16 protein-coding genes are annotated in these 21,008 nt (G+C 37.0%); 6 read left to right on the top strand and 10 right to left on the bottom strand.

Features of this window, described 5'->3' with window-relative positions:
• Positions 1-50: 50 nt before the first annotated feature.
• A complete protein-coding gene (locus EWM59_RS07935) occupies positions 51-1,235 on the top strand; it encodes an SGNH/GDSL hydrolase family protein (protein ID WP_130020423.1) in 1,185 nt (394 codons plus the stop codon).
• Here EWM59_RS07935 and EWM59_RS07930 read toward each other — a convergent pair whose 3' ends face one another.
• Complete coding sequence (locus EWM59_RS07930) at positions 1,236-2,288, bottom strand: acyltransferase family protein (protein ID WP_130020422.1); 1,053 nt, start codon at positions 2,286-2,288, stop codon at positions 1,236-1,238.
• A complete protein-coding gene (locus EWM59_RS07925) occupies positions 2,275-3,423 on the bottom strand; it encodes a glycosyltransferase family 4 protein (protein ID WP_130020421.1) in 1,149 nt (382 codons plus the stop codon). The genes EWM59_RS07930 and EWM59_RS07925 overlap by 14 nt, the downstream gene beginning before the upstream one ends.
• Before the next feature lie 127 nt (positions 3,424-3,550).
• On the opposite strand from EWM59_RS07925, the gene EWM59_RS07920 reads away from it, so the two are divergent.
• Together EWM59_RS07920 and EWM59_RS07915 are read left to right on the top strand one after the other, a co-directional pair.
• Complete coding sequence (locus tag EWM59_RS07920; protein WP_130020420.1) at positions 3,551-4,909, top strand: hypothetical protein; 1,359 nt, start codon at positions 3,551-3,553, stop codon at positions 4,907-4,909.
• Between the two features lie 18 nt (positions 4,910-4,927).
• The gene (locus EWM59_RS07915; RefSeq protein ID WP_130020419.1) at positions 4,928-5,863 is read left to right on the top strand and encodes a formylglycine-generating enzyme family protein; all 936 of its coding nucleotides are present in this window, start codon (positions 4,928-4,930) and stop codon (positions 5,861-5,863) included.
• 60 nt (positions 5,864-5,923) lie between these two features.
• On the opposite strand, the gene EWM59_RS07910 is transcribed toward EWM59_RS07915, so the two are convergent.
• From EWM59_RS07910 to EWM59_RS07880, 7 genes are all read right to left on the bottom strand, one after another.
• Entirely contained in the window at positions 5,924-7,630 is a 1,707-nt protein-coding gene (locus EWM59_RS07910; protein WP_165372138.1) for a LysM peptidoglycan-binding domain-containing protein, read from the bottom strand.
• A gap of 495 nt (positions 7,631-8,125) precedes the next feature.
• Positions 8,126-9,769 carry a glucose-6-phosphate isomerase gene (gene pgi, locus EWM59_RS07905; RefSeq protein ID WP_130020417.1) on the bottom strand — a complete coding sequence of 548 codons (1,644 nt, stop codon included), beginning with the start codon at positions 9,767-9,769 and terminating at the stop codon, positions 8,126-8,128.
• Positions 9,770-9,846: 77 nt separating this feature from the next.
• Positions 9,847-10,653: a glycoside hydrolase family 25 protein gene (locus EWM59_RS07900; RefSeq protein ID WP_130020416.1), complete on the bottom strand. Its 807-nt coding sequence runs from the start codon at positions 10,651-10,653 to the stop codon at positions 9,847-9,849.
• Positions 10,654-10,786: 133 nt separating this feature from the next.
• A complete protein-coding gene (locus tag EWM59_RS07895) occupies positions 10,787-11,422 on the bottom strand; it encodes a peroxiredoxin (protein ID WP_130020415.1) in 636 nt (211 codons plus the stop codon).
• Between the two features lie 175 nt (positions 11,423-11,597).
• Positions 11,598-12,140 (bottom strand): hypothetical protein, encoded by a 543-nt coding sequence (locus EWM59_RS07890; RefSeq protein WP_130020414.1) that lies wholly within the window; start codon positions 12,138-12,140, stop codon positions 11,598-11,600.
• Positions 12,141-12,520: 380 nt separating this feature from the next.
• The gene (locus tag EWM59_RS07885) at positions 12,521-14,248 is read right to left on the bottom strand and encodes a T9SS type A sorting domain-containing protein (RefSeq protein WP_130020413.1); all 1,728 of its coding nucleotides are present in this window, start codon (positions 14,246-14,248) and stop codon (positions 12,521-12,523) included.
• A gap of 1 nt (position 14,249) precedes the next feature.
• Complete coding sequence (locus tag EWM59_RS07880; protein WP_165372137.1) at positions 14,250-15,701, bottom strand: tail fiber domain-containing protein; 1,452 nt, start codon at positions 15,699-15,701, stop codon at positions 14,250-14,252.
• Positions 15,702-15,893: 192 nt separating this feature from the next.
• On the opposite strand from EWM59_RS07880, the gene EWM59_RS07875 reads away from it, so the two are divergent.
• Positions 15,894-18,551 (top strand): carboxypeptidase-like regulatory domain-containing protein, encoded by a 2,658-nt coding sequence (locus EWM59_RS07875; protein ID WP_130020411.1) that lies wholly within the window; start codon positions 15,894-15,896, stop codon positions 18,549-18,551.
• Positions 18,552-18,672: 121 nt separating this feature from the next.
• Positions 18,673-19,461, top strand: a complete 789-nt coding sequence (locus tag EWM59_RS07870; RefSeq protein ID WP_130020410.1) for a sialate O-acetylesterase — start codon at positions 18,673-18,675, stop codon at positions 19,459-19,461.
• 1 nt (position 19,462) lies between these two features.
• On the opposite strand, the gene EWM59_RS07865 is transcribed toward EWM59_RS07870, so the two are convergent.
• Complete coding sequence (locus EWM59_RS07865; RefSeq protein ID WP_130020409.1) at positions 19,463-20,272, bottom strand: metallophosphoesterase family protein; 810 nt, start codon at positions 20,270-20,272, stop codon at positions 19,463-19,465.
• Between the two features lie 100 nt (positions 20,273-20,372).
• Here EWM59_RS07865 and EWM59_RS07860 point away from each other — a divergent pair, with 100 nt between their 5' ends.
• Positions 20,373-20,942, top strand: coding sequence for a Crp/Fnr family transcriptional regulator (locus EWM59_RS07860; protein ID WP_130020408.1), 570 nt, complete (start codon positions 20,373-20,375; stop codon positions 20,940-20,942).
• Positions 20,943-21,008: the final 66 nt, after the last annotated feature.

The following is a 21,008-nucleotide window of genomic DNA, read 5'->3' as shown; positions in this document are numbered from 1 at the left end:
CAAAATTTTTATCTTTGCGAAAAGTACACAAAATTGCAAAAATTATTTCAATGTCTAAGTTGATTAAAAAAGTTTTTCCACTCATACTGACTTTTATTATTAGTATATCTGTTGCGCTACTTATTGGTGAATTTGCAATCAGGGTATTCTATCCTCAGGTTACTTCCCCTGTTCAGTTTTTTTATGATGAAAAATTAGGAGGTATGATACCTGTTCCTAATCAGAAAGGCTTCAAAGACCATCCGGACGTGTATTATTATGAATACCAGAACAACGACCTTGGTATGCGAGATACCCGACAGGTGGCCGATTATAAAAAATACTCCAACAAAATTCTATGTCTCGGCGATTCTTTCACCTATGGCTGGGGGGTAAATGATAAAGAAACATTTGCCAGTATTTTAGAAAAGAAAATCAATAAAGACTCGATTGCTGTGCTGAATGCCGGAGTGTCAGGGGCAGGTACAGATTATGCGCTGAAGTTTTTTCAGGTAAGAGGAAAAGAATTAGCTCCGAAAACAGTTATTTATTTTTATTTTGATAATGACATCAATGATAATAAAGCGAATGCTTATTTCCATATTGACAATGATTCTATTATTGTCAATGAACAAAATTCTTACGCTACAGTAAATGCCCTGAAGAAAAACAAATTAGTCGAAAATAAACTCTACAACTGGTTATCTTCAAACTCTCAATTGTTTGGGCTTATTCGCTATAATATTGGTCTGCTGTGGAATAAAAGGGTGAGTGATGCCAACAAAGCCAGTCAGGCTAATGCTGATTCTGTAAGTAATACCCAAAAACCAGAAACCGGAATAGCGCAGAAAGAAACAGATAAAGCTCCGAAACAGGATAAGAATACGGTAGCACCTCCAAAGCCAACCACTCAAATAGACACAAACGAGCCACTCTACCATACTTATAAATATCTTTCTGCTTTACAGGCTGCTACTAAAAAAGAAGGTGTGAATTTTCTGGTCTATTATATACCTGCCCACTCTTCCATTGAGGAATACCAGAAATCAGGCACCATAGGGGTAGAAAATGCTTTGAATAACTATTGTTCGCAAAACCAAATTAAATTCTTTACATTCAGAGAAGAATTGATGCGTGCAAAGAATCCAATAGAAACCTATTATTTACCCGTTGATTTCCATTGGAATCAGAAAGGCCATGCACTTGCGGCAGAATATCTTTATCAGACACTACAAAGAGAAAACATTGTTCCTTAATCAGAATTTTGCCCTTAGCGCCCTTTGTTCAATGAGTTTCCATGAGGTGTAGGCAATAATTGTTACTGCCATAGCCATTACTATCAAATCCCAGATACTACCAAAGAAACGCAGACTAATCATGATATTAATAACCGGCAAATGATAAATATAGATGCCGTAAGAAATATCGTTTTCCTGCAGGAGGTTCTTACTCAGGTTAACAAACGAAAAGGCAAACGAAAGGGTTAATAAGGATAATAAAGTATTAGCTATAATACCCAATATAGAAACCGTATAAGGGTCTATATAGAGTTTCAGCCATGTTTGAAATAGTAGTACATAAGCTGCATATATCAATAACCAAATAAATACCTTTCCTTTTAAATATTTTTCAATCCACCGGAAATTCTTATAAATAGCTATACCGGTCAGAAAAAAATACAGATAGTAGAATACGGTATTGCCCAAAACCTTTGACAAAAGTTCGTGGGCATGAATCCATGAACTGGTGTTAATAAAGTAAGTAGTCAGAACAGCTAATACAAACAAGACAGCAATTCTTATATTTTTATGCAGTAGCCTTTTAGGTTGGTTGATAAAATATAAAAGTATGGGCAAAATCAGATAAAACTGTAATTCAACCGCCACACTCCACAAACTCCCATTCGGATGCCCTGCTCCCCAGGCCTTTAAAGAGGTCGGCACATAAAACTGCAAAAAGGTAATCTGCGCTACAAACCAGATAAACAAATCTTTAATGACGATAGGTTGAATAAAATAAATCAATAATAGACCCGTGAGAATAGTACACATCCACAAGGCAGGATATATACGTAAAGCCCGGTTTCTGAAATATTTTTTCAGATTAAAATTATTCCGTTCTAAAGAATGACTGATTAAAAAGCCACTGATAGTAAAGAAGATAGGTACGCCCGGAAAATGAAAAAGTATTGACAGGAAAGGGTCATTCGCATCAAAAATATTCAAATGTTCAGCACCATGCCAGATTAATACCTGAAAAGCAGCCATTAATCTTATCAAATCAAAATTGTTAGTTCTATTTATGTTCATACAATACTTTTTTAAAACCACTATACATCTCCTGAGCAACTTGCCCGGGCGAGTATTTTTTTATTACTTCTTTAGAAACATCACCAAAACTATTAATTTTCTGAGGCTCGTTTACAAATTTCAACAAGATTTGAGCCAGTTCTTCGGTATCGTATGGGTTAAAAGTATAACCATTTTCACCATTTTTCACCAAATCGTGTGAGGAACCACATTTATTTGACACAACAACGGGCATGCCACACACCATAGCTTCGTTTACCACCAATCCCCAGGGTTCTGAGTAGCTTGGTAGTACAAACACATCACCAATAGCCATAAACTTAGGTACATTATACCAGGCTTGCCCTTCTATGAATTTTACACCTTCAATTTGGTTATCGGCCACATAATTTCTTAAATTTTCTCCCTCAGCCCCATCTCCTAAGATAATTAATCCCCAATCTTTATTTTTAACCTTTGAAAAGGCAATTACTAAATTTTTAACATTCTTAATGGCCATTAACCGACCTGTATAGATAAAATTATAAGGTCTTAAAGCAAACTTTTGCTTTTCATTGTCTCTGTTTGGGTAAGCCTCCTGATAAATAGAGGCAATTTTCTCATTATCAACGGCATTATTTTCTAACAGAATCTGCTCAGGTTTTGCACCGAATTTAAGCATATACTCACTTGCTTTAGAACCATAGCAGAAAAAACCCTGAGCTCGGTTTACAACAAAACGTTTAATGGTTTCTTTCCACCAGATATTCGGTTTATCTTCTTCGGTAGAATCAACAGAAATAATCACTTTAATGCCAACCATCCGGCAATAAAATATAACCATATTCATGGCAGGCTCATAATAACCTGAGACATTGACCACATCTGGCTTGAATTTGCGTACCCAATACAACATTTTTCGGGCTCTTGTCGTATTAGGTATATTCTCGTAATAGTCGTCTACTAATACCTGATAGTTATATTGATGAATGCTTCTGTCAACCGGCCCTAAATTAGCCCTTGTAATTTCGTTTAAAGAAGTCTGAAGAACTAATAATTCATCATTTTTATGCGTATTAACAATTTTCTGGAGTTCTGAATAAATTTTGCCTTTATAATGAGACCAAAGGTATTGATGAATGATAAGTATCCTCATTCGCTGCCGATTTTTTCTTTTAATAACACTGGCTCAAAATTACGAAATTTTGGCCTTATAATAGAAAATTAGCTGATAATAAATGACAATTAAGCTGAGGTAAAGTATATTTGTAAAAAAAATAAAGATGATAATCTACATAGACTTATTACTCAATAAATTATTAAAATATAGGCAGAGTCTGGGATTGAGTTTTTTCTTTTTTGGGGCTCCTATTATCTATTTCCTGAGAGATGGGCTAAAATTAGCGCCCAACAGCACTGCTTTTACGGCTGTTTTAACCATTGGCAGCCTGTTATTAGCTTTTCCGCTTACCATCAAAAAACTATATCAGACCAATACTTTAGGCTATTTACTTTGCATAGCCTATTCAATTATTGCTATATTCTACTTGGCCACTTATGCACCCAACCGGGGCTGGTTTACCAATACTACTGTTGAGGCAGTATATCAGGCATTGATTTTATTATCGATGTTTATTTTTGCGGGAACTTCAATTAATACTCTCAAAAATAATTTCCTCCTGTTTTCACTCATTATCTGTCTCATTGGCGGTTTAAGTTTGCTCTATTACATACTTCGTAACCCACTATATGTAATTGGTATGCGGGCTTCTATTAGTTTTGGAGGCGACGATGCCGTATCATCAATGGGAAACCCCCACATTTATGCCAAAAGTGCTTATTGTGGCGTTGTAGCGGGCATCATCTTGCTGAAAGATGAAAAACGGTTATTATGGCGTTTATTTTATATAGGTAGTGTTCTGCTTTTACTATTGGTAGTTGCCCTTTGCCAAGCAATGGCCATCATACTTATCACCGGCTTATTTTTCTTTTTCTATTACCTTACAAACATTAATGCGCACAATATTTATAAGGGTCTGAAGTGGGTGTTTGGGTGGCAGGGCATACTCCTTTTCTTTTTAGCTTGTGGTGGTATTTATTACCTATGGGAACATACAAGATTTAACGAGTACTTTATCAATGTATCAAGTATCATTACAGACCGTATTGAGCGGATTGTAACGTCTTTGACAGATACAAAAACTGCTTCAACCGTAAAACTGGCAGGTGACGATTCAGCCTCTACCCGTGTAACCAACATTACCAATTTATTTAAGAGTATTAACGAAAGACTTGAAGACGGTGATTGGCTGACCGTAATTTTTGGCAACGGTTATCACCATAAATACATAGACTCCCCTATTTTTCAGACGCTCAACGATTTAGGGATTATTGGTTTTGTAGTTTTTACGCTCATTCACATTATATTACTCATCTGGGTATTTAAAGAAATCTTTAACCCTACCTGTAACTTTACCTTATTTACGGCTTATGTATTTCTGGTTACGGTAATACAGAACTTTACAATGGGTATGCCTTACGATTATCAGCGCTGGACAGCCATTATTTTTGTGGCCCGATTTGCCTTAAATTATAAGCGGGTTCCTGTTATAAAAGCACCCAAAGCGGCTTTAACTACTTAAATTTTCTTTTTCTCCGGCATGAAGTATCCTGTAATTGTACTCTGTTTGTTGATGTTTTCGTGTGAAAAAAAAGTTGATTCATATCAATTTGCAGAGAATATTACTATCTATCAATCAGAGCCTGTTGAAAAATCAGTGGTTAATACTCCGCCACAGAATCTTCCGGCTGACATGGTCTATGTGCCAGGCGGGGTTACACAAATTGGTGCTATTGATGGGGTAGATTGGGAAAAACCTACTTTCTGGACTCAGGTAAAGCCTTTTCTGATAGATGCTCATGAAGTAACCGTAGGCGATTTCAGAAAATTTGTTTTAGCTACAAATTACAAAACCCAGGCAGAAGAATTTGGTGATGGTGGCATTCTGAATGAACAAACCAAACAATGGGTATTGGAAAAAGGGGCTAACTGGGAATATCCGTATGGTAAAAACGCCCCCAAAGCTCCTGATAACTTCCCGGTTACACAGGTATCGTGGAATGATGCCAAAGCCTATGCACAATGGGCAGGAAAAAGATTACCCTACGAAATTGAATGGGAACATGCCGCAAGAAATGGCATTAATTCCAAACTTATTTACCCCTTCGGCAATGAACTGGTAGCTAACGGTAAATATCTGGCCAATACCTGGAATGGCACTTTCCCGAACTTTGATAAAACGCTTGATGGATTTCATTTTGCTGCCCCGGTAGCCTCATTTACTCAATCTCCTTTAGGTATTTATGATATGTGTGGCAATGTATGGGAATGGTGCGAGGATTGGAAAACCAACTATGCTGATTTAATAACAGGCATTGAAAGAGAAAACAACGATAAAAAAGAAAAGGTACAAAGAGGCGGGTCTTTTTTGTGCGAGCCATCGTGGTGTCATGGCTACCGTGTATCAGGACGGTCTTTTACCACCCCTGAAACAAGCCTGATGCATGTGGGTTTTCGTTGTGTAAAAGACATCTAAAAAAAATTAGCCCCCGCCAGTGGCAGAGGCTAATCTGAGCTATTGAGTGAATCTATACTATTACAATTGTTTAATTTTCAGTACTACGCCTATCTTCACAATATTGCTGGACAAATTATTTAATCTTCTTAAATCGTCCAATGTTACATTGTAGTTGACTGAAATTCTGAATAAAGTATCATCTTTCCTGACCGTATGGTAAAAAAAATTTCCTTGCTCAGTGGTTTTATCTTTTAAGGTATTAGTGCTTTGAGGCGCTATTGAAGGTGTGGTTTTACTCTCTGTTTCGTCTTTTTTCAAGACCGGAGATGAAGTGTTATTACTATCAACACTTTTTGGCAAATTTAAGTTCTTTGTTTCTTCTTTCCTAATTTCCTGAGTCAAAGGTGAAGAATTTAATTCTTTTTCTTTAGTTGCCAAAACCACTTCGTTTCCAGTAGCTTTTACACTTGTGCTCTCTTTAATGGCTGTTTTCTCTTTATCAACCAATACAATCGTATCAACTTTCATTGGGGTATTATTAAACAAATCCTCATTGAGTTCCGGATCGCTCTCGGCTCTTACCATCTCGTCTATAGCTTCCAGTTCGTCCGGCATATTAATATATTCCACCGGCTTGTTCTTTGGCCTGACAGATTGCAACCAGATAATTCTACCCCTTTGTAATCGTTGTACAGTTTCAAATCTGTTATTTTTTAACAGATTTTCTAATTTAACTCCGTAAGTCTGGGAGATACTCCATAAAGTTTCTCCGTTTCTTACTACATGAAATGGGACACTCGCTCTGGCACTCTTACTCTCTAAATAATATACCTGCCCTATCTGCAACAGGTCGTTTTCTTTAATATCGTTATACTCTACAAATTTCTTAATCGGAATATCGGCTTTATAGGCAAGTGTTACAGCATTGTCGCACATTTCTGCTTGTATTCCAGCCAGATTATTAATCTGATAGAATATCCCGCCTTTACCCTTATTGCCAGCCTGCCCTGTTTCTCTTTTTAAAAGAGGAAAACCTAATTCTTTGGTAGGTACTCCCGATTTTTTTGATAATTCGCTTAAAACTCTTATCTCATTGAATCGGTTAGCAGGTATTACTACCAATACCTGACATTCTGTATCAGGTACATTTTTTACGAGCAACCAAGGATTATATTCATTCAATACAGCAAGGTCAACTTTTAGCTCTGCCGAAATACGGTTCAGGCTTTTACCCTTACTATACGGGTATTCATATACGATTTTAGGAGCTTGCGACTTGAAAGCCGGAAATTCTTCTTCAATGACAAGCTTATAGGCCAGAAATTGCAACAGCGCCATATAAGCAGGGCTATCTAAAGCAATATACTCGTTGTTTGTGCCTGATGTATTCGCCCACTTGCGGTTGATCTCTAACTGATTAACAATTTTCTTGTGGGCAATTAAGGAATACAAGGTGGCACCCCAGTTATTATACAATATATTATTTCTCTTTAAGCAAAGTGCTGCTCCATGAGTAGCTCTTATCAGATGTTTTCGTTCGTCAATTTGAGCGTTCATCAGCAAATCAACTTCTTCTGCTTTTTGTCTGTCTAAACACCAAAAGACACCTGCCTCAGAAATACCGTTTTTTTCAACAGATGACTGATATTTATGATAATTAACTAAAAACTTGAAGTCATCAGGTACTCCCTGCTCTCTAAGAATTGGCTCAACAATAGGAAAGAACAAAGTTGCTTTTTCTAATGTATTTAAAAGCACCTGCCTGTTAGATTGAATGTCTTTCATTTCATTTATTACGAGATACTTCGTAACATCGTTGAGCTGAAAGGTAACATTCGCAAATTTAACCTCGTTTGGAACTACCGGGCTGTATGGGTTTATGCCTGATGCAAAAGAATTACTGTTTAGCCAACAACCCAGTAGTAAATTCAAATAAACAATATTTCTAAAAGCACGTAAGTCCATTTTTAGATTCACTGTTACTGTAAATGGGAGACACAGATTGCATCTCCCATACAGTTGATAACTTTACGTTGGGTTTGAGTTTGAACTTGCGTTCTCGCCATGGCCTACCTTTGTGTGCGGTTTAACCATTTTTTAATTTAATTAGGAAAGCTTATTTTTTAATTCTGATGCTAAAGTAAAATACGCATTTGATATTTCCAAATGTAAACGCTATTTTTTTTTATAATTTCTATTAAAATTATTTTTTCAAAAAATAATGAAAATATAAAACAAAAATATAACCTATTGATTTACAATAGGTTACAACAAAATAGCTTATTTTCTCCACTTTTTATATTGGTTAATTAAGCCATTAGTTGAAGTATCATGCGATGTAACAGGGGTATCACCTTGCAATTCGGGATAAATTTTATTAGCTAATTGTTTACCAAGTTCAACACCCCACTGGTCAAAACTGAAGATATTCCAGATAACTCCCTGTACAAAAATCTTGTGCTCATAGAGAGCAATCAGACTTCCTAATGTTTTAGGAGTAATTTTCCTGAGAAGAATAGAATTGGTAGGCTTATTACCCAGGAAAACTTTATAGGGAGCAATTTTATCAATTTCCTCCTGCGATTTTCCGGCTAATTCTTTCGTAACTTCTTCTAATGATTTTCCATTCATTAAAGCTTCTGTTTGTGCAAAGAAGTTAGACAACAGCATTTTATGATGCTCACCCAGTGGGTTATGCGATATAGCCGGAGCAATAAAATCGGCAGGTATCAGTTTGGTTCCCTGGTGTATCAACTGATAAAACGCATGCTGACCATTAGTACCCGGTTCACCCCAGATAATTGGGCCTGTCTGATAATCAACCTGATTCCCTTTTCTGTCCACATATTTACCGTTCGACTCCATATCTCCCTGTTGGAAATAAGCGGCAAAACGGTGCATATACTGGTCGTAAGGTAAAATAGCGTGCGATTCGGCTCCATAAAAATTGTTATACCAAATACCCAGCAAAGCCAATATAACCGGCGCATTTTTCTGAAAAGGTGTATTTCGGAAATGTATATCCATTTCATGCGCACCCGTCAGCAATGCCTCAAAATTTTCAAAACCGATATAACATGCGATAGAAAGACCAATGGCCGACCATAAAGAGTATCTCCCTCCTACCCAATCCCAGAATCCGAACATATTAACCGGGTCTATACCAAATTTCTCTACTTCTTTCTGGTTGGTAGAAATAGCCACAAAATGTTTTTTCACAAATGCTTCATCACTAGCAGTTGTCAAAAACCAGCTACGAGCCGAATGAGCATTAGCCATCGTCTCTTGTGTAGTAAAAGTTTTTGAGGCAATCATAAATAAGGTAGTTTCCGGCGAAAGATTCTTCAGCGTTTCGGCAATATGAGTGCCATCCACATTTGAAACAAAATGCACTTTCAGTTTTTTGGCATAGGGTTTCAATGCTTCGGTTGCCATTACAGGGCCGAGGTCTGAGCCACCGATACCTATATTCACAATATCAGTAATATTCTTATTGGTATAGCCTTTCCAGGAGCCTTTATTCACTCTTTCAGAAAAATCTTTCATTTTAGCCAATACTTCATTTACTTCTGGCATTACATCATTCCCGTCAACCAATATCGCACTATTGCTTCGGTTACGAAGTGCGGTATGCAATACGGCACGGTTTTCTGTCTGATTAATTTTTGCCCCTGAAAACATCTGTGCGATGGCATTAGAAAGATTACATTCCTGCGCCAGTTCAATCAGATAGCCCATTGTGCGGCCATTGATATTGTTTTTTGAATAATCAATTAAAATATCATTGAATTTCAGTGAATACTTCTTAAAGCGATTTTTGTCCTCTGCAAAAAGGTCTTTCAACTGTTTTTTGCTAATGGTTTTATGATGACTCTTGAGTTTTTTAAATGCTGTAGTCTGAGTAAAATTTGTAGTAGGTAGCATAGCATGAATACCTCCGTCCCCAATGGAGGTCTTGATTTGATTAGTATATATTTCCCTGTTGGGGGTAGGAATAAGTCTTATTTAACACAAATATCGGCTAAATGGCTTTTAGAAGCTACAAAAACATTAAAATCTACGTCTCCACTGATACCATCAAGGCGTCCGTTAGTGCTATGTTGCCACAACATCAGGTTCGAATTTTCAAATCCCTCTAATTTTCTGCTGTCATAATCAGAAATCCAAAGCGGATAATGGTCGAAATTACCTTTAATGTATTGCCGATAAATATGTTTGTTGGTGTAAATAATAGGGTCAACGCCATAATGGTTTTTCAGATGCTCAATAAAAGTGTTTACATTGGCAACCAGATTCTGTCTTACTTTTTTATTGAGCCCCTGTACTTCAAAATCAACCACCGGAACAAAGTCTCCTTCACTAAGCGACACAGAAGCGATAAAGTTTTTCGCCTGAAGAACAGGGTCCGCCCAGGGTACATAAAAATGATAAGCACCCCGCATTAAACCAACCTTTTTCGCTTCTCGCCAGTTATTCTGAAAATCCTGGTCTTTCAAATCAGTTCCCTCCGTTGCCTTGATGAAGCAAAAACTTACCCCCACATTATCATTACTATTTTTTACTTTATGCCAGTCGATTTTTTTATTGTGGTGCGATACATCAATGCCATGAATGGTATAGCGCAAAGGCACTTTTATACCAAAGCTATCGACATAAGTCCATTTCTGACCATCGCTCACATAAACAGGATAAAGAATGATAAGCGCAATCATAATAAAGGCATATAAAGTCTTCAGATTGAATATCCGCTTTACCAATGGTTTTTGCTGATTGGTTGGCCGTGTCAGGTTCTTTTTCTTTTTTCTCATTAGACGCAATAGCGAAATCTTTTCGATTATTCTAATGCTACTTACAACGCAAATATTGTGCAAAAATAATCAAAAAATAAAAACCGGAGGTTTTTGCCTCCGGTTTTCTCTGAAAAATCTATTGTTACAAATCTTATTTATTAGGCTGTGGTGTATATCTCAGGTAAGGCTTTACCACATTTACACCTTTAGGAAACTTATTGATTGCGTCTTCTGTAGATACAGCAGGTACTACTATCGTATCATCGCCATCTTTCCAGTCGGCTGGAGTAGCAACCTGATAGTTAGCCGTTAATTGCAACGAGTCTATCACTCTCAAAATCTCCTGGAAATTACGACCTGTTGAAGCAGGATAAGTAAGAGTTAATTTTATTTTTTTATCCGGCCCTATTACAAATACTGATCTTACAGTTGCTTTTTCGGACGCATTCGGATGAATCATATCGTATAACGTAGCTACTGTACGGTCTCCATCTGCAATAATCGGGAAGTTTACTTCAACGCCATTTACTTCCTGAATATCCGGCACCCATCTGTTATGAGAATCTAAATCATCTACTGACACAGCGATAACTTTTACATTTCTTTTTTCAAATTCACCTTTCAAAAGCGCGGTCTTTCCTAATTCTGTTGTACAAACCGGAGTAAAGTCTGCGGGATGTGAAAATAATAAACCCCATGAATTTCCGAGCCACTCATGAAAATGGATAGTACCTTGTGTGGTTTCTGCTGTAAAGTCAGGTGCGATATCTCCTAATCTTAATGACATAAGCTTTATATTTTTAAGATGAATAATATTGAATAGCAATCAATAATCTACTGATTTAATAGACAATGTTTTTGATTTTGTTTTAGTTCCAGATTCAGAAAAAAAGTCTGTTGGCAAGCGTTTAGGTCTTTAAATGAAAAAGGCTCCTTCCGAAGCCTTTCTTACAAGTCAACTATCATTGATTCTGCGCTAACGGAATTTTATTTTTATAATTCCAGAAAGCTGAAACGTTTACAATTTTCCATTGACCGTTTATTTTTTCCATCAGCCTTACTTCTTTGCTTTGCAAAAAGTATTTCTGGTCACGGTCGCTGTTATACTGGTCCCATGTAAGATGTGCAGCATTATTGCCGTAGAATTTATAACGGATGTTTTCACGTTTAACTACGGGATGGCTATTGCCTGCCTCCTCTTTTTCAGTGGGGTTTTCCTTAATAAATTTACCCAGGTTCTTATTGATGTTTTCCCAGCCTACACTGGCATCAAAAGTTCCATCGGCGTTACTCCAGGCCTGATAAGCGTAATCAGAGTGAGAAAATTGGTTTTGCCAACAATTATAATCCCGCTTGAAAAAACAATCAGTTTCGGTTTGAATTACAGCCATGATTTCTTTTTTTTCTGTTTCGAGGTCATTGAACCCCGTTGGAGAGGAATTGGCTGTCTGGCAGGCATAAGCAATTGCTGAAAGCAGCATTAGCGATAACAAATTCGTTTTCATAATTAGAAAAATTTTAAGAGTCTAAAAAATTTTATCCGAGAAAACTTTCTTTTAGAACTTGTCTAACATTTCAATTTAAACCTTTAAGTATCAGCGACTGAAGTCGCCGTCTAAGATAACAAAGGTACTTTTTATTTATATAAGCGGACTTAAGTCCGCATTGCATACTAAAATTGTTCCTTTGTTATTTTAGACACCGACCGCGACGGCGGCCGTTTCATTCGGTGAAAATAATGATAGACGAGTTCTTACTGTATCACCATTTAATTATATGCAATAAATATAAAATATTAATATGACATTTCCAAGTTTTTTTTGATTTATTTTAATAAAACAAAAAGGAGGATTAGTAACCCTAATCCTCTTCTGAATACACCCAATTATTTAATCACTATTATCTTCTTTTCTAAAACACCCTCCTGCAGATATATTTTTACGAAATATGTCCCGCTTGGAATTAATCTTGGTACAAAAAAACTCAGGGTTGATTCATTAAGGTTATTTTCCTGTACCAGCACACGCCCCATTGAATCAATCATTTCAAACCGCCAGGTATGACTTACCTCTCCGTTCAATTTAATAGTAATTCCTGCTTCGGTAGGATTTGGCGAAATCGTTACCACAATTCTTTCATCGGCATTCAACTCTAATCCGGTAATAGAAGTACCTCCGCCCGGCTCAACGACGATATTTTTTTTTCCTACAATTTTATCTGATAATTCGTTCAGGTAACATTCAAGGTTTGTATAACCCTCTATACCTGTAAATTTCTTCGATAGCTGGGTACCATTGTGGTCTTGTACAGCAGGATTCAGACCATTGGCTGTTTCCCAATCGTTAGGCATGCCGTCATTGTCCGTATCAATAGGGGCACTTTGAGCCGCATCAACCTGAAAGGCATCATTATAATAATCTGTTCCGTTGATGGGGTTTGAATCAATAACATTGTTTTTGAGTGGTGTCATTAAGCGCCTGTCCATCGGGTCTCTTGGAAATGCTCCTACATTTTCAACGGCATAGGTTACTAACTCATTAGAAGCCGTATAGCTGATGGTAGGAAAGTTATGACGGGTCGTTAAACGGGTAGCTGAGCCCAGATTTGTATTAGGCGCATTGGTATTAAAATCATTGCAACAATAAAACAACTGATAATCTGCTAAAGTGGGGTACTGATTCATGGTATTGCCATTGGCAAATAGTCGGTTACTGGCATTACCTAATATCTCAGCCGAAGCTAATGGCCCCGTATAACTGTTTCGTGCGACTGTTCGGTTATTCACAAAATTAAGATTCAGGTGAAAATCCCGGCAACCATCACCACCAGCAGTACACGGATTGTACCAGGTCTGAATCTGCTGGTCCCAGAAAAGATTATCAGATACCTCAAAATTTAAAGTTCTGTTTCGGCAATGAGGCGATTCACAGGAGAACTCCGGCATTCTGCCCCCTATCCTGTTCCATACATTATGATGAATACTGATATTATCCTGCTCGTGTCCGGCTTCACTGTAATTCATCAACATTCCCCCCAAAGGATAATGTTCTCCCAATGTTTCAGCCAACTGGCAATTCTGAATAGTGATATTATGAGAATTTGAAATCTGTACCGACTCATCTACTGCATTGGCAAACGAACAATGGTCAACAATTACATTCGAAGCTCCATCCAATCGCAACGCATCATCTAATATATAACCCTGATTAGGCAGGTTTGTGCCTAATTTAGGTCTTGACCGCAAATGTCTGATAATGACATTTTTAGAGTTGGTATTGGTTTCATAGATTTCGTCTAAGATAATGCCACGCACAACCACACCACTGGGTGAGGTCTGACCTGCAATATACACATCGCCCCTGAATACCTCTGCCGCACAGGGTATTACGCCGCTTACCTTAAAGAGAATATATTTTTTGCCTACCACCTGCAATGCAGCCGCTAAAGAGCCGGGGCCACTACAATTAAGATTGGTTACATAAATAACCTGTCCACCCCGTCCGCCTGTAGCAGATGCCCCGAATCCCTCGGCACCCGGAAAAGCCGGAATGGTTTGTGCTGACAGAGAATAAGTGATTAAAAAGACCAGCAGTGTTAAGATTCCTGATTTCATATCATTTTTTTGCTTGTAGTGTATTTTCAGAAAGCAGTTTTTCAATTCTATTCAATTTTTGTTCCAATAAATCATTTCTTTCTTTCAGTTCCTTAATGGCCTCTACCAGAACAGGAGTCAGGCGAGCATAATCAACCGATTTATAACCTTTCGCATCGGTAGAAACCAATTCCGGAAAAAGCTGTTCAACTTCCTGTGCAATAAATCCTATCTGGCGGTCGGTAGTAAACCCTTTTTCTTTAAATTCATCGGTTTTCCAGAAATAGTAAAGCCCTTGCATACGGGAAACCTTATCAAGGCTATTGGTAAGATTTTTGAAATTCTTTTTGTAACGGATATCAGAAGTACAAGCCGCTCCGGTGGTAACCAGATTTCCATTCAAGCAAGCCGAACCATTTCCTCTAATCTGAAAAATATCTCCTCTCCCATTCAGGTAAAAATTCAACTGGTCTCCTGCTGTAGAAGCTGCAAGTTCATCAACGGTTGCTGCTATGTCCCAATGCTGATTAGTAGTACTTGAGTATATATTTTTGAATCTCAATCGGGCATAGTCAAATTCATCCTCAAAAAGCTGTAACTGCGCATCTGTTAAATCTGAATTGTATCTGATATCTAATCTCGAAGCCGGACTGAAAGTGCCGATTCCAATTTTACCATTACTACTGATGGTCATTCGTTGAAGCCCCTCTGTATAAAAATTCATATTTCCCCCGGTAATCTGATTAATAAGGTAAGTGTCATTATTAACCAGATTCAAGTAAAAGCCTCTGTCGATACTACTGTTATTAAATAATCTGAAAGAAGCACTGGCAGGCGTGATAACGTCTGAATGAATATCCAGATTACCTACGGGGGCAGTTGTATTTATACCTATTTTCCCTGCGGGAGTAAAGTGCATAACACTATGATTATTAGCCCCTAAACTTAAAAGCCCTAAAGGCTGACCATTGAGGATATAAGCATTCTGACCACTTAAATCCAGACTAAGCCCTGCTGTACTTGTTACCACAGAATTGGTAATTCTGAAAGTAGTTGATTCAGAAAAACTGGTAACATGCAGATTGGCTGTCGGAGAATCGGTATTAATCCCGACTGTTTTGTTGGCAAAACTTCCTGCAATCAACCCATAATTGCTATCTCTACCTCTGATAATTAACAGATCATTGGCAAAATAACTATGACCCGCATTGTATCCGATAAATACATTGCCATTACCAACAGAATTAAAGCCCGCATTAAACCCGATGGCAGTATTATAGTTGCCTGAATTATTGCCAAATAATGCCCCGGTTCCAATGGCGGTATTATGATTGGTTACCAATGAAGTACGGCTTGCCCGTATGCTCTTGGGCAAAATTGTGATGCTATTGGTTGAGTCGATTACGGTTAACTCCTGTGCGCAGATTGAAAGGGAACAAGTAAGTAATACAAAAAGTATCAATGGTTTTTTCATAGCAATAAATGTTTCATTTATGCTACAAAACTCATCGAAAAAACGGCAGAAGGCATGGAAAATTACGCCAAAGAGTAGTAAAAAAGCGACCATAGGAAAAAGAAAAGCAAAGGGTGATTCCGGGAAACCATGAAATGACTATATTTGAAATATATTCGTAAAAAATTAGACATTTCAAATATCAACGCTCTCATGATGAAATGGCGACTACTTTACTTGATATTCATTTTTTTACCACATTTAATCTTTGCACAAGATAACGCATGGCATATCAAAGGCAAGGTTTTAGAAATGAATAGAACTCCGCTTGAATTTGTGAATGTGTATGTAAATAATACTTCTATTGGCACCGCTACCAAAGCCGACGGTAGTTTTACCTTAAAGGTTTCTAAGAGTATTCAGAAGATTGAATTGGTAGTTTCATTTATTGGTTATAATACTGTTAAAAAAGTATTAGCACCCAATGAAATGAACAAAACCATTGTGTTTTTATTGGAGAGTTCTACCATGTTGAAAGAGGTAAAAATTACGGCTAAACGAGATAAAGACTGGAAGAAAAAATGGAGAATATTTAAAGATGGCTTATTAGGTAATTCGCAATTTACAGCAGATTGTGAGATAATGAATCCGGAAGCTATCAAGTTGGAGTACGATAAAGATAAAAATGTAGTGGCAACTGCTAATGAACCTATTTTTATTCAGAATAATGGTTTAGGTTATAAGATTATGTTTCAGATGGAAAATTTTATTTCAAATGGCCAACTGACTTTTTTTGCCGGAGATAAATTTTTTGAAAACCTTAAACCCAAAGATGAAAAGCAGGAAAACAGATGGAGGAAATTCAGGAAAAGAGCTTACCACGACTCATTCAGAAATTTTCTCGTTTCGCTTAGCCAAAGTAAATTAGGGCAGAACGGCTTTGAGGTATTCAAAGAAGCGCAAATAAAAGACTCATACTTAGGTAGAACAAGTGTGGCAAGAGAACTAAAAGAGGAGTTACTATTCAAATGTACGCAGGATGCCATTTGCAGCTATGACAGCCTTACCAAGCGATTCACTCTTTATCTGGATAAGCCATTAATCGTTTTCTTGCTTAATCAGTTTAACCAAAGACCTTTGTTTACTGACTACCCCTATAAATTTTCACAGATTGTTTTAGGAAATGGCCCGATAGAATTTACGCCTAATGGTTGGGTAACCAAACCTAATGGAATGATATTAAGAGATTATTGGGGAAATGAGGGCTTTTCAAGTATTTTACCAGATGATTATCAAGATGAAAGCACTCTATCAGAAAACCCATCGCAGGAAGCTATCGCAAGTCTCTATACCGAGAATGAATCTAAATTCTGGTTTATTTATGGCAAAGTAACTGATGCAAATGGATTTCAGGTTGAGGCCGCAGATGTATTCATCAATCAAACCGAAAATGGGGTAAAAACTAATAAAGAAGGAAGATTTACGTTAAAAGTGCCTATAACCTTACAGCACCTCGAATTATTAACCTATCATCCGAAATTTTATTTGGTCAAAGAGGCCATCAATGCCAAAGAGAATTTAAGTACACATGAAATCATTTTGAAACCTGATAACTATGCGGTATCCAACGAAAAAGATAAAGACTTTCAGAAAAACTGGAAAATCTTTTCTAAAGCTTTGTTAGGTGACCCAAATGAATTAATGGGCAAAACACAATTTCCTGATAATTGTGTAATTGCTAAGCCTGAAGTAGTCAGTTTTGACTATGACGAATCAAAAAAACTAACAGCAAAAGCCAATAAACCTCTAATTGTTACCAATAATGCTTTGGGTTATGTAATGACTTACCAATTGGATCAGTTTGAACACGACGGCAAAGAAAGTACAATTAAAGGAGATAGGTTTTTTGAAAAATTGACTCCAATCGACGAAAAACAACAATTGCTCTGGAAAAAGAACCAACTTAAAATCTATCAGGAAAGTTTAAAGTATTTTCTGATTTCATTAAGCCAGAATAAGTTAGAGGAAAATGGTTTTGTGGTATTTAAAATGAGAAAAATACTTGACATTTATGATGCTTACGTAACAGTAAAATCACAATTAGAGGATAGCTCATTAGTAGCCGTAAAAGCAGCTGAATTGTGTAAATTTGACGCAATAACTAATCATTTTTATTTACATTCAGAGTTTCCTTTATTAGTATTCTTAACCAAAAGAACCGAAGCTTTAAGGCTTACTTTTAAAGATTATCCTTATAAGCGTTCGCAAATTGTGCTGCCAAATTTTTATCTTGAATTTGCCAAAGATGGAACAATTACTAATTATCAGAACGCTGAATTGAGAGATTTCTGGGATAATGAAGGTATTTCAGGTAGCTTACCCAATGATTTTACGCTTGATAATGAAAGCCTCAATAGAATTAGTTTTGAGAATGTTGAAGCATTAACTATTAAACCTTTAGGCATTGACACCACCAATCGGTTTGTTAATACAGGCATTCAGTTTAATAAGGCACAGATTGAGGTGCCGGAAGAAAAACCCTCAGGAATTATCTCAAACGATTTTAATGTTAAAATCCATGAGTCAGATATGGGCCTGACCATATTCGATTTACTAAGACGGATTCCGGGTTTAACAGTAAAATCAGATTTTATAGGTTTCAGGAGTTCAACAAGTTTTCAGGGTGGTTTGCAACCGGCAGCCATTTCAATAGATGGCAATTTTACTGATGACCCTAATACAATCATGTCCTTACTCAATAATATAAACGTAAGAGAAATTGCTACATTAGGTGCTATTAAATATGGTAATGGGGCAGTTTATGGGGCAAGAGGCGGCAATGGCGTAATTGTGATTACCACCAAAAAGTAAAATTAAAAATAGCATACCCAATCAATTTGCATGGGTAGATAATTTTTGTTTTTACTCTTCTTTGCCGTAAGAGTATATTTAAAATTAATTTTGCTGACCGAATAAAAATAAACCAGACAATATGAGAAAAATACTCTTGGCTCTTTGCATTTTTATCGGGCTATTTGCCTGTCAGTCAGGCAAAATGGCAGGTAGTAAAACAGCTAAACACAAACAAACCTGGGTGTTTCTTATGGCTGGTCAATCGAATATGGCCGGACGAGGAATAGTTGAGGTAGGAGATACAGTAACCAATAAAAGAATCCTGACGATTGATAAAGATTATCATATTATTAAAGCCTCAGAGCCGATTCACTTCTATGAACCCAATCTGAAAGGGCTTGATTGTGGCTTATCATTTGCTGAAACGCTATTAGAAAAAATTGATAAATCAATTGATATTCTGATAATTCCAACAGCCGTTGGCGGCAGTTCAACCAGACAATGGCTTGGCGACTCCTTACATAGGAATGTACGCTTATTAACAAATTTCCGTCAGAAAATAGAGTTTGCGAAAACAAAAGGAGAAATAAAAGGAATTTTATGGCATCAGGGCGAAAGTGATGCCAATGCAAAAGCCATTCCTTTATATCATGAGAATCTGAAAAAGTTATTTGGCATTTTCAGACGCTATGCGGGTAACTATACACTACCGATTCTGATGGGCGAATTAGGCACTTACTCTAAATCTCCTGATGAATGGAACAAGGTTAACGAGATACTCAGACAGTATGTAGCATCAGACCCTCAAGCGTATTTAATCAGTACGGGTGATTTAAAACACAAGGGTGATTTTATACATTTTGATTCAGAGGGTCAACGCCTGATGGGACAAAGATTTGCTGAAACCTATTTACAACACGTGAAGTAAGTTAAATCGTGGCTTCGTTTATTTTCTCCATCGGGTTCATCAGATACGTCAGTACATCATTATTTTTTTTCAATTCAACTATCCTGAATCCTCTGTAAGCTGTACCCCAGCTACCCCCTATATGTGAATCGAACAAATATGGGATACCATCTTTCATTTTTACCCCTTCCTGGTCGTGGTCATGCCCATTAAATACCCCTCTTACATTCTTGTATTGCTTCAATAAATCACGAAACTCTATACAATCAATGCCATTATCAGTCCATTTTACAGGGGTAATATGAATAAAGATAAATACGTTCTTTTTATCCTTATGCTCTTCTAATTTATTTCTGAACCAACTCACATTCGGGCATAGATACTCACCTTTGATATTAGAAGTAGTGCCAAACAAAAAAGCATTATCTTTTACAATCACATCATAATCAAAGGGCATTTTCCATGTTTGCTCCCAAACCTCCGGCGAAACTCTGTCGTGGTTGCCCTGCGTTACATAATAAGGCATTTTAAGGTTATCTAATGCTTTTTTTGAGTCTAGCAGAAAGTCAGGATTATCATGAATAACATCTCCGTTAAAAATACATAAATCCAATTTTTCTTGCTCGTGCTGCCGATTAATCTGACTGACCGCTGTAGCAAAATATTGCTCAAATTCGGTTTTTGCCTGTCCGTAATGTCCATCAGAGGCCACTACAAATCTTAATCTCGTTTTTCTGGCAAATGATTCTGAGCCAAAAGCAGGTATTATACTGCCATCGGCCAATAAGAGGGTAGCTAAAGAAATGTTTTTCAGAAATTCGCTACGTTTCATAGGTAGGAGTGATTAGTTTTAGATTTTCAAAACTACATAAAATATTATTCTTAATTTGGCGGGCTGTATTATTATTCAGTAAAAATTTGGAACATAACTGATGACAGAACTCGAACAATATATTAATTCCTATTTTGGAGTTGAACAGGAAGACCTGCTGTTCATCAGTTCAATGTTTAAACCTCAGACTTTGAAAAAAGGAGATTTCTTTCTCCGAACGGGCAGGTATTGTGAGAAACTAAGTTTTATTAAGTCAGGTTTAATGCGGATTTATGTAAGTACTGCTGACAGAGAAATAACTCAATGGATTTCAACAAAAGGTTACTTCATTACTGACCTATCAAGCCTGATTTTTGATACTCCTGCCCGATGGACAATTCAGGCTCTGACAGATGTAGAACTTTATACCATTAAAAAAGAAGACTATAACAGATTGGGCAAGACCATTGTTAAGTGGCACCTGCTTGAAAAACTATTTCTTGCCCGATGCTTTACTATTTTAGAAGACCGCATTTTTAGTCATTTATCTATGACTGCTGAGGAGCGATACAATTTTTTCTTCCAGCAAAACAAAGAATTATTTAATCAGGTACCTCTCCAATACATTGCTTCTATGTTGGGTATGACACCCGAAACCTTCAGCCGGATAAGAAGGAAGGCAATTTCTTGATATTTATCAAGCGCATGAATGCTTTTGTTGCCGAATTTTGTAACATCAAAAACAAACAAAAGACAA

The organism is Emticicia agri, assembly GCF_004168285.1.
Taxonomy (GTDB): domain Bacteria; phylum Bacteroidota; class Bacteroidia; order Cytophagales; family Spirosomataceae; genus Emticicia; species Emticicia agri.
Note: the sequence above shows the minus strand (reverse complement) of the source record. Positions and strands in the feature narration are given on the sequence as shown.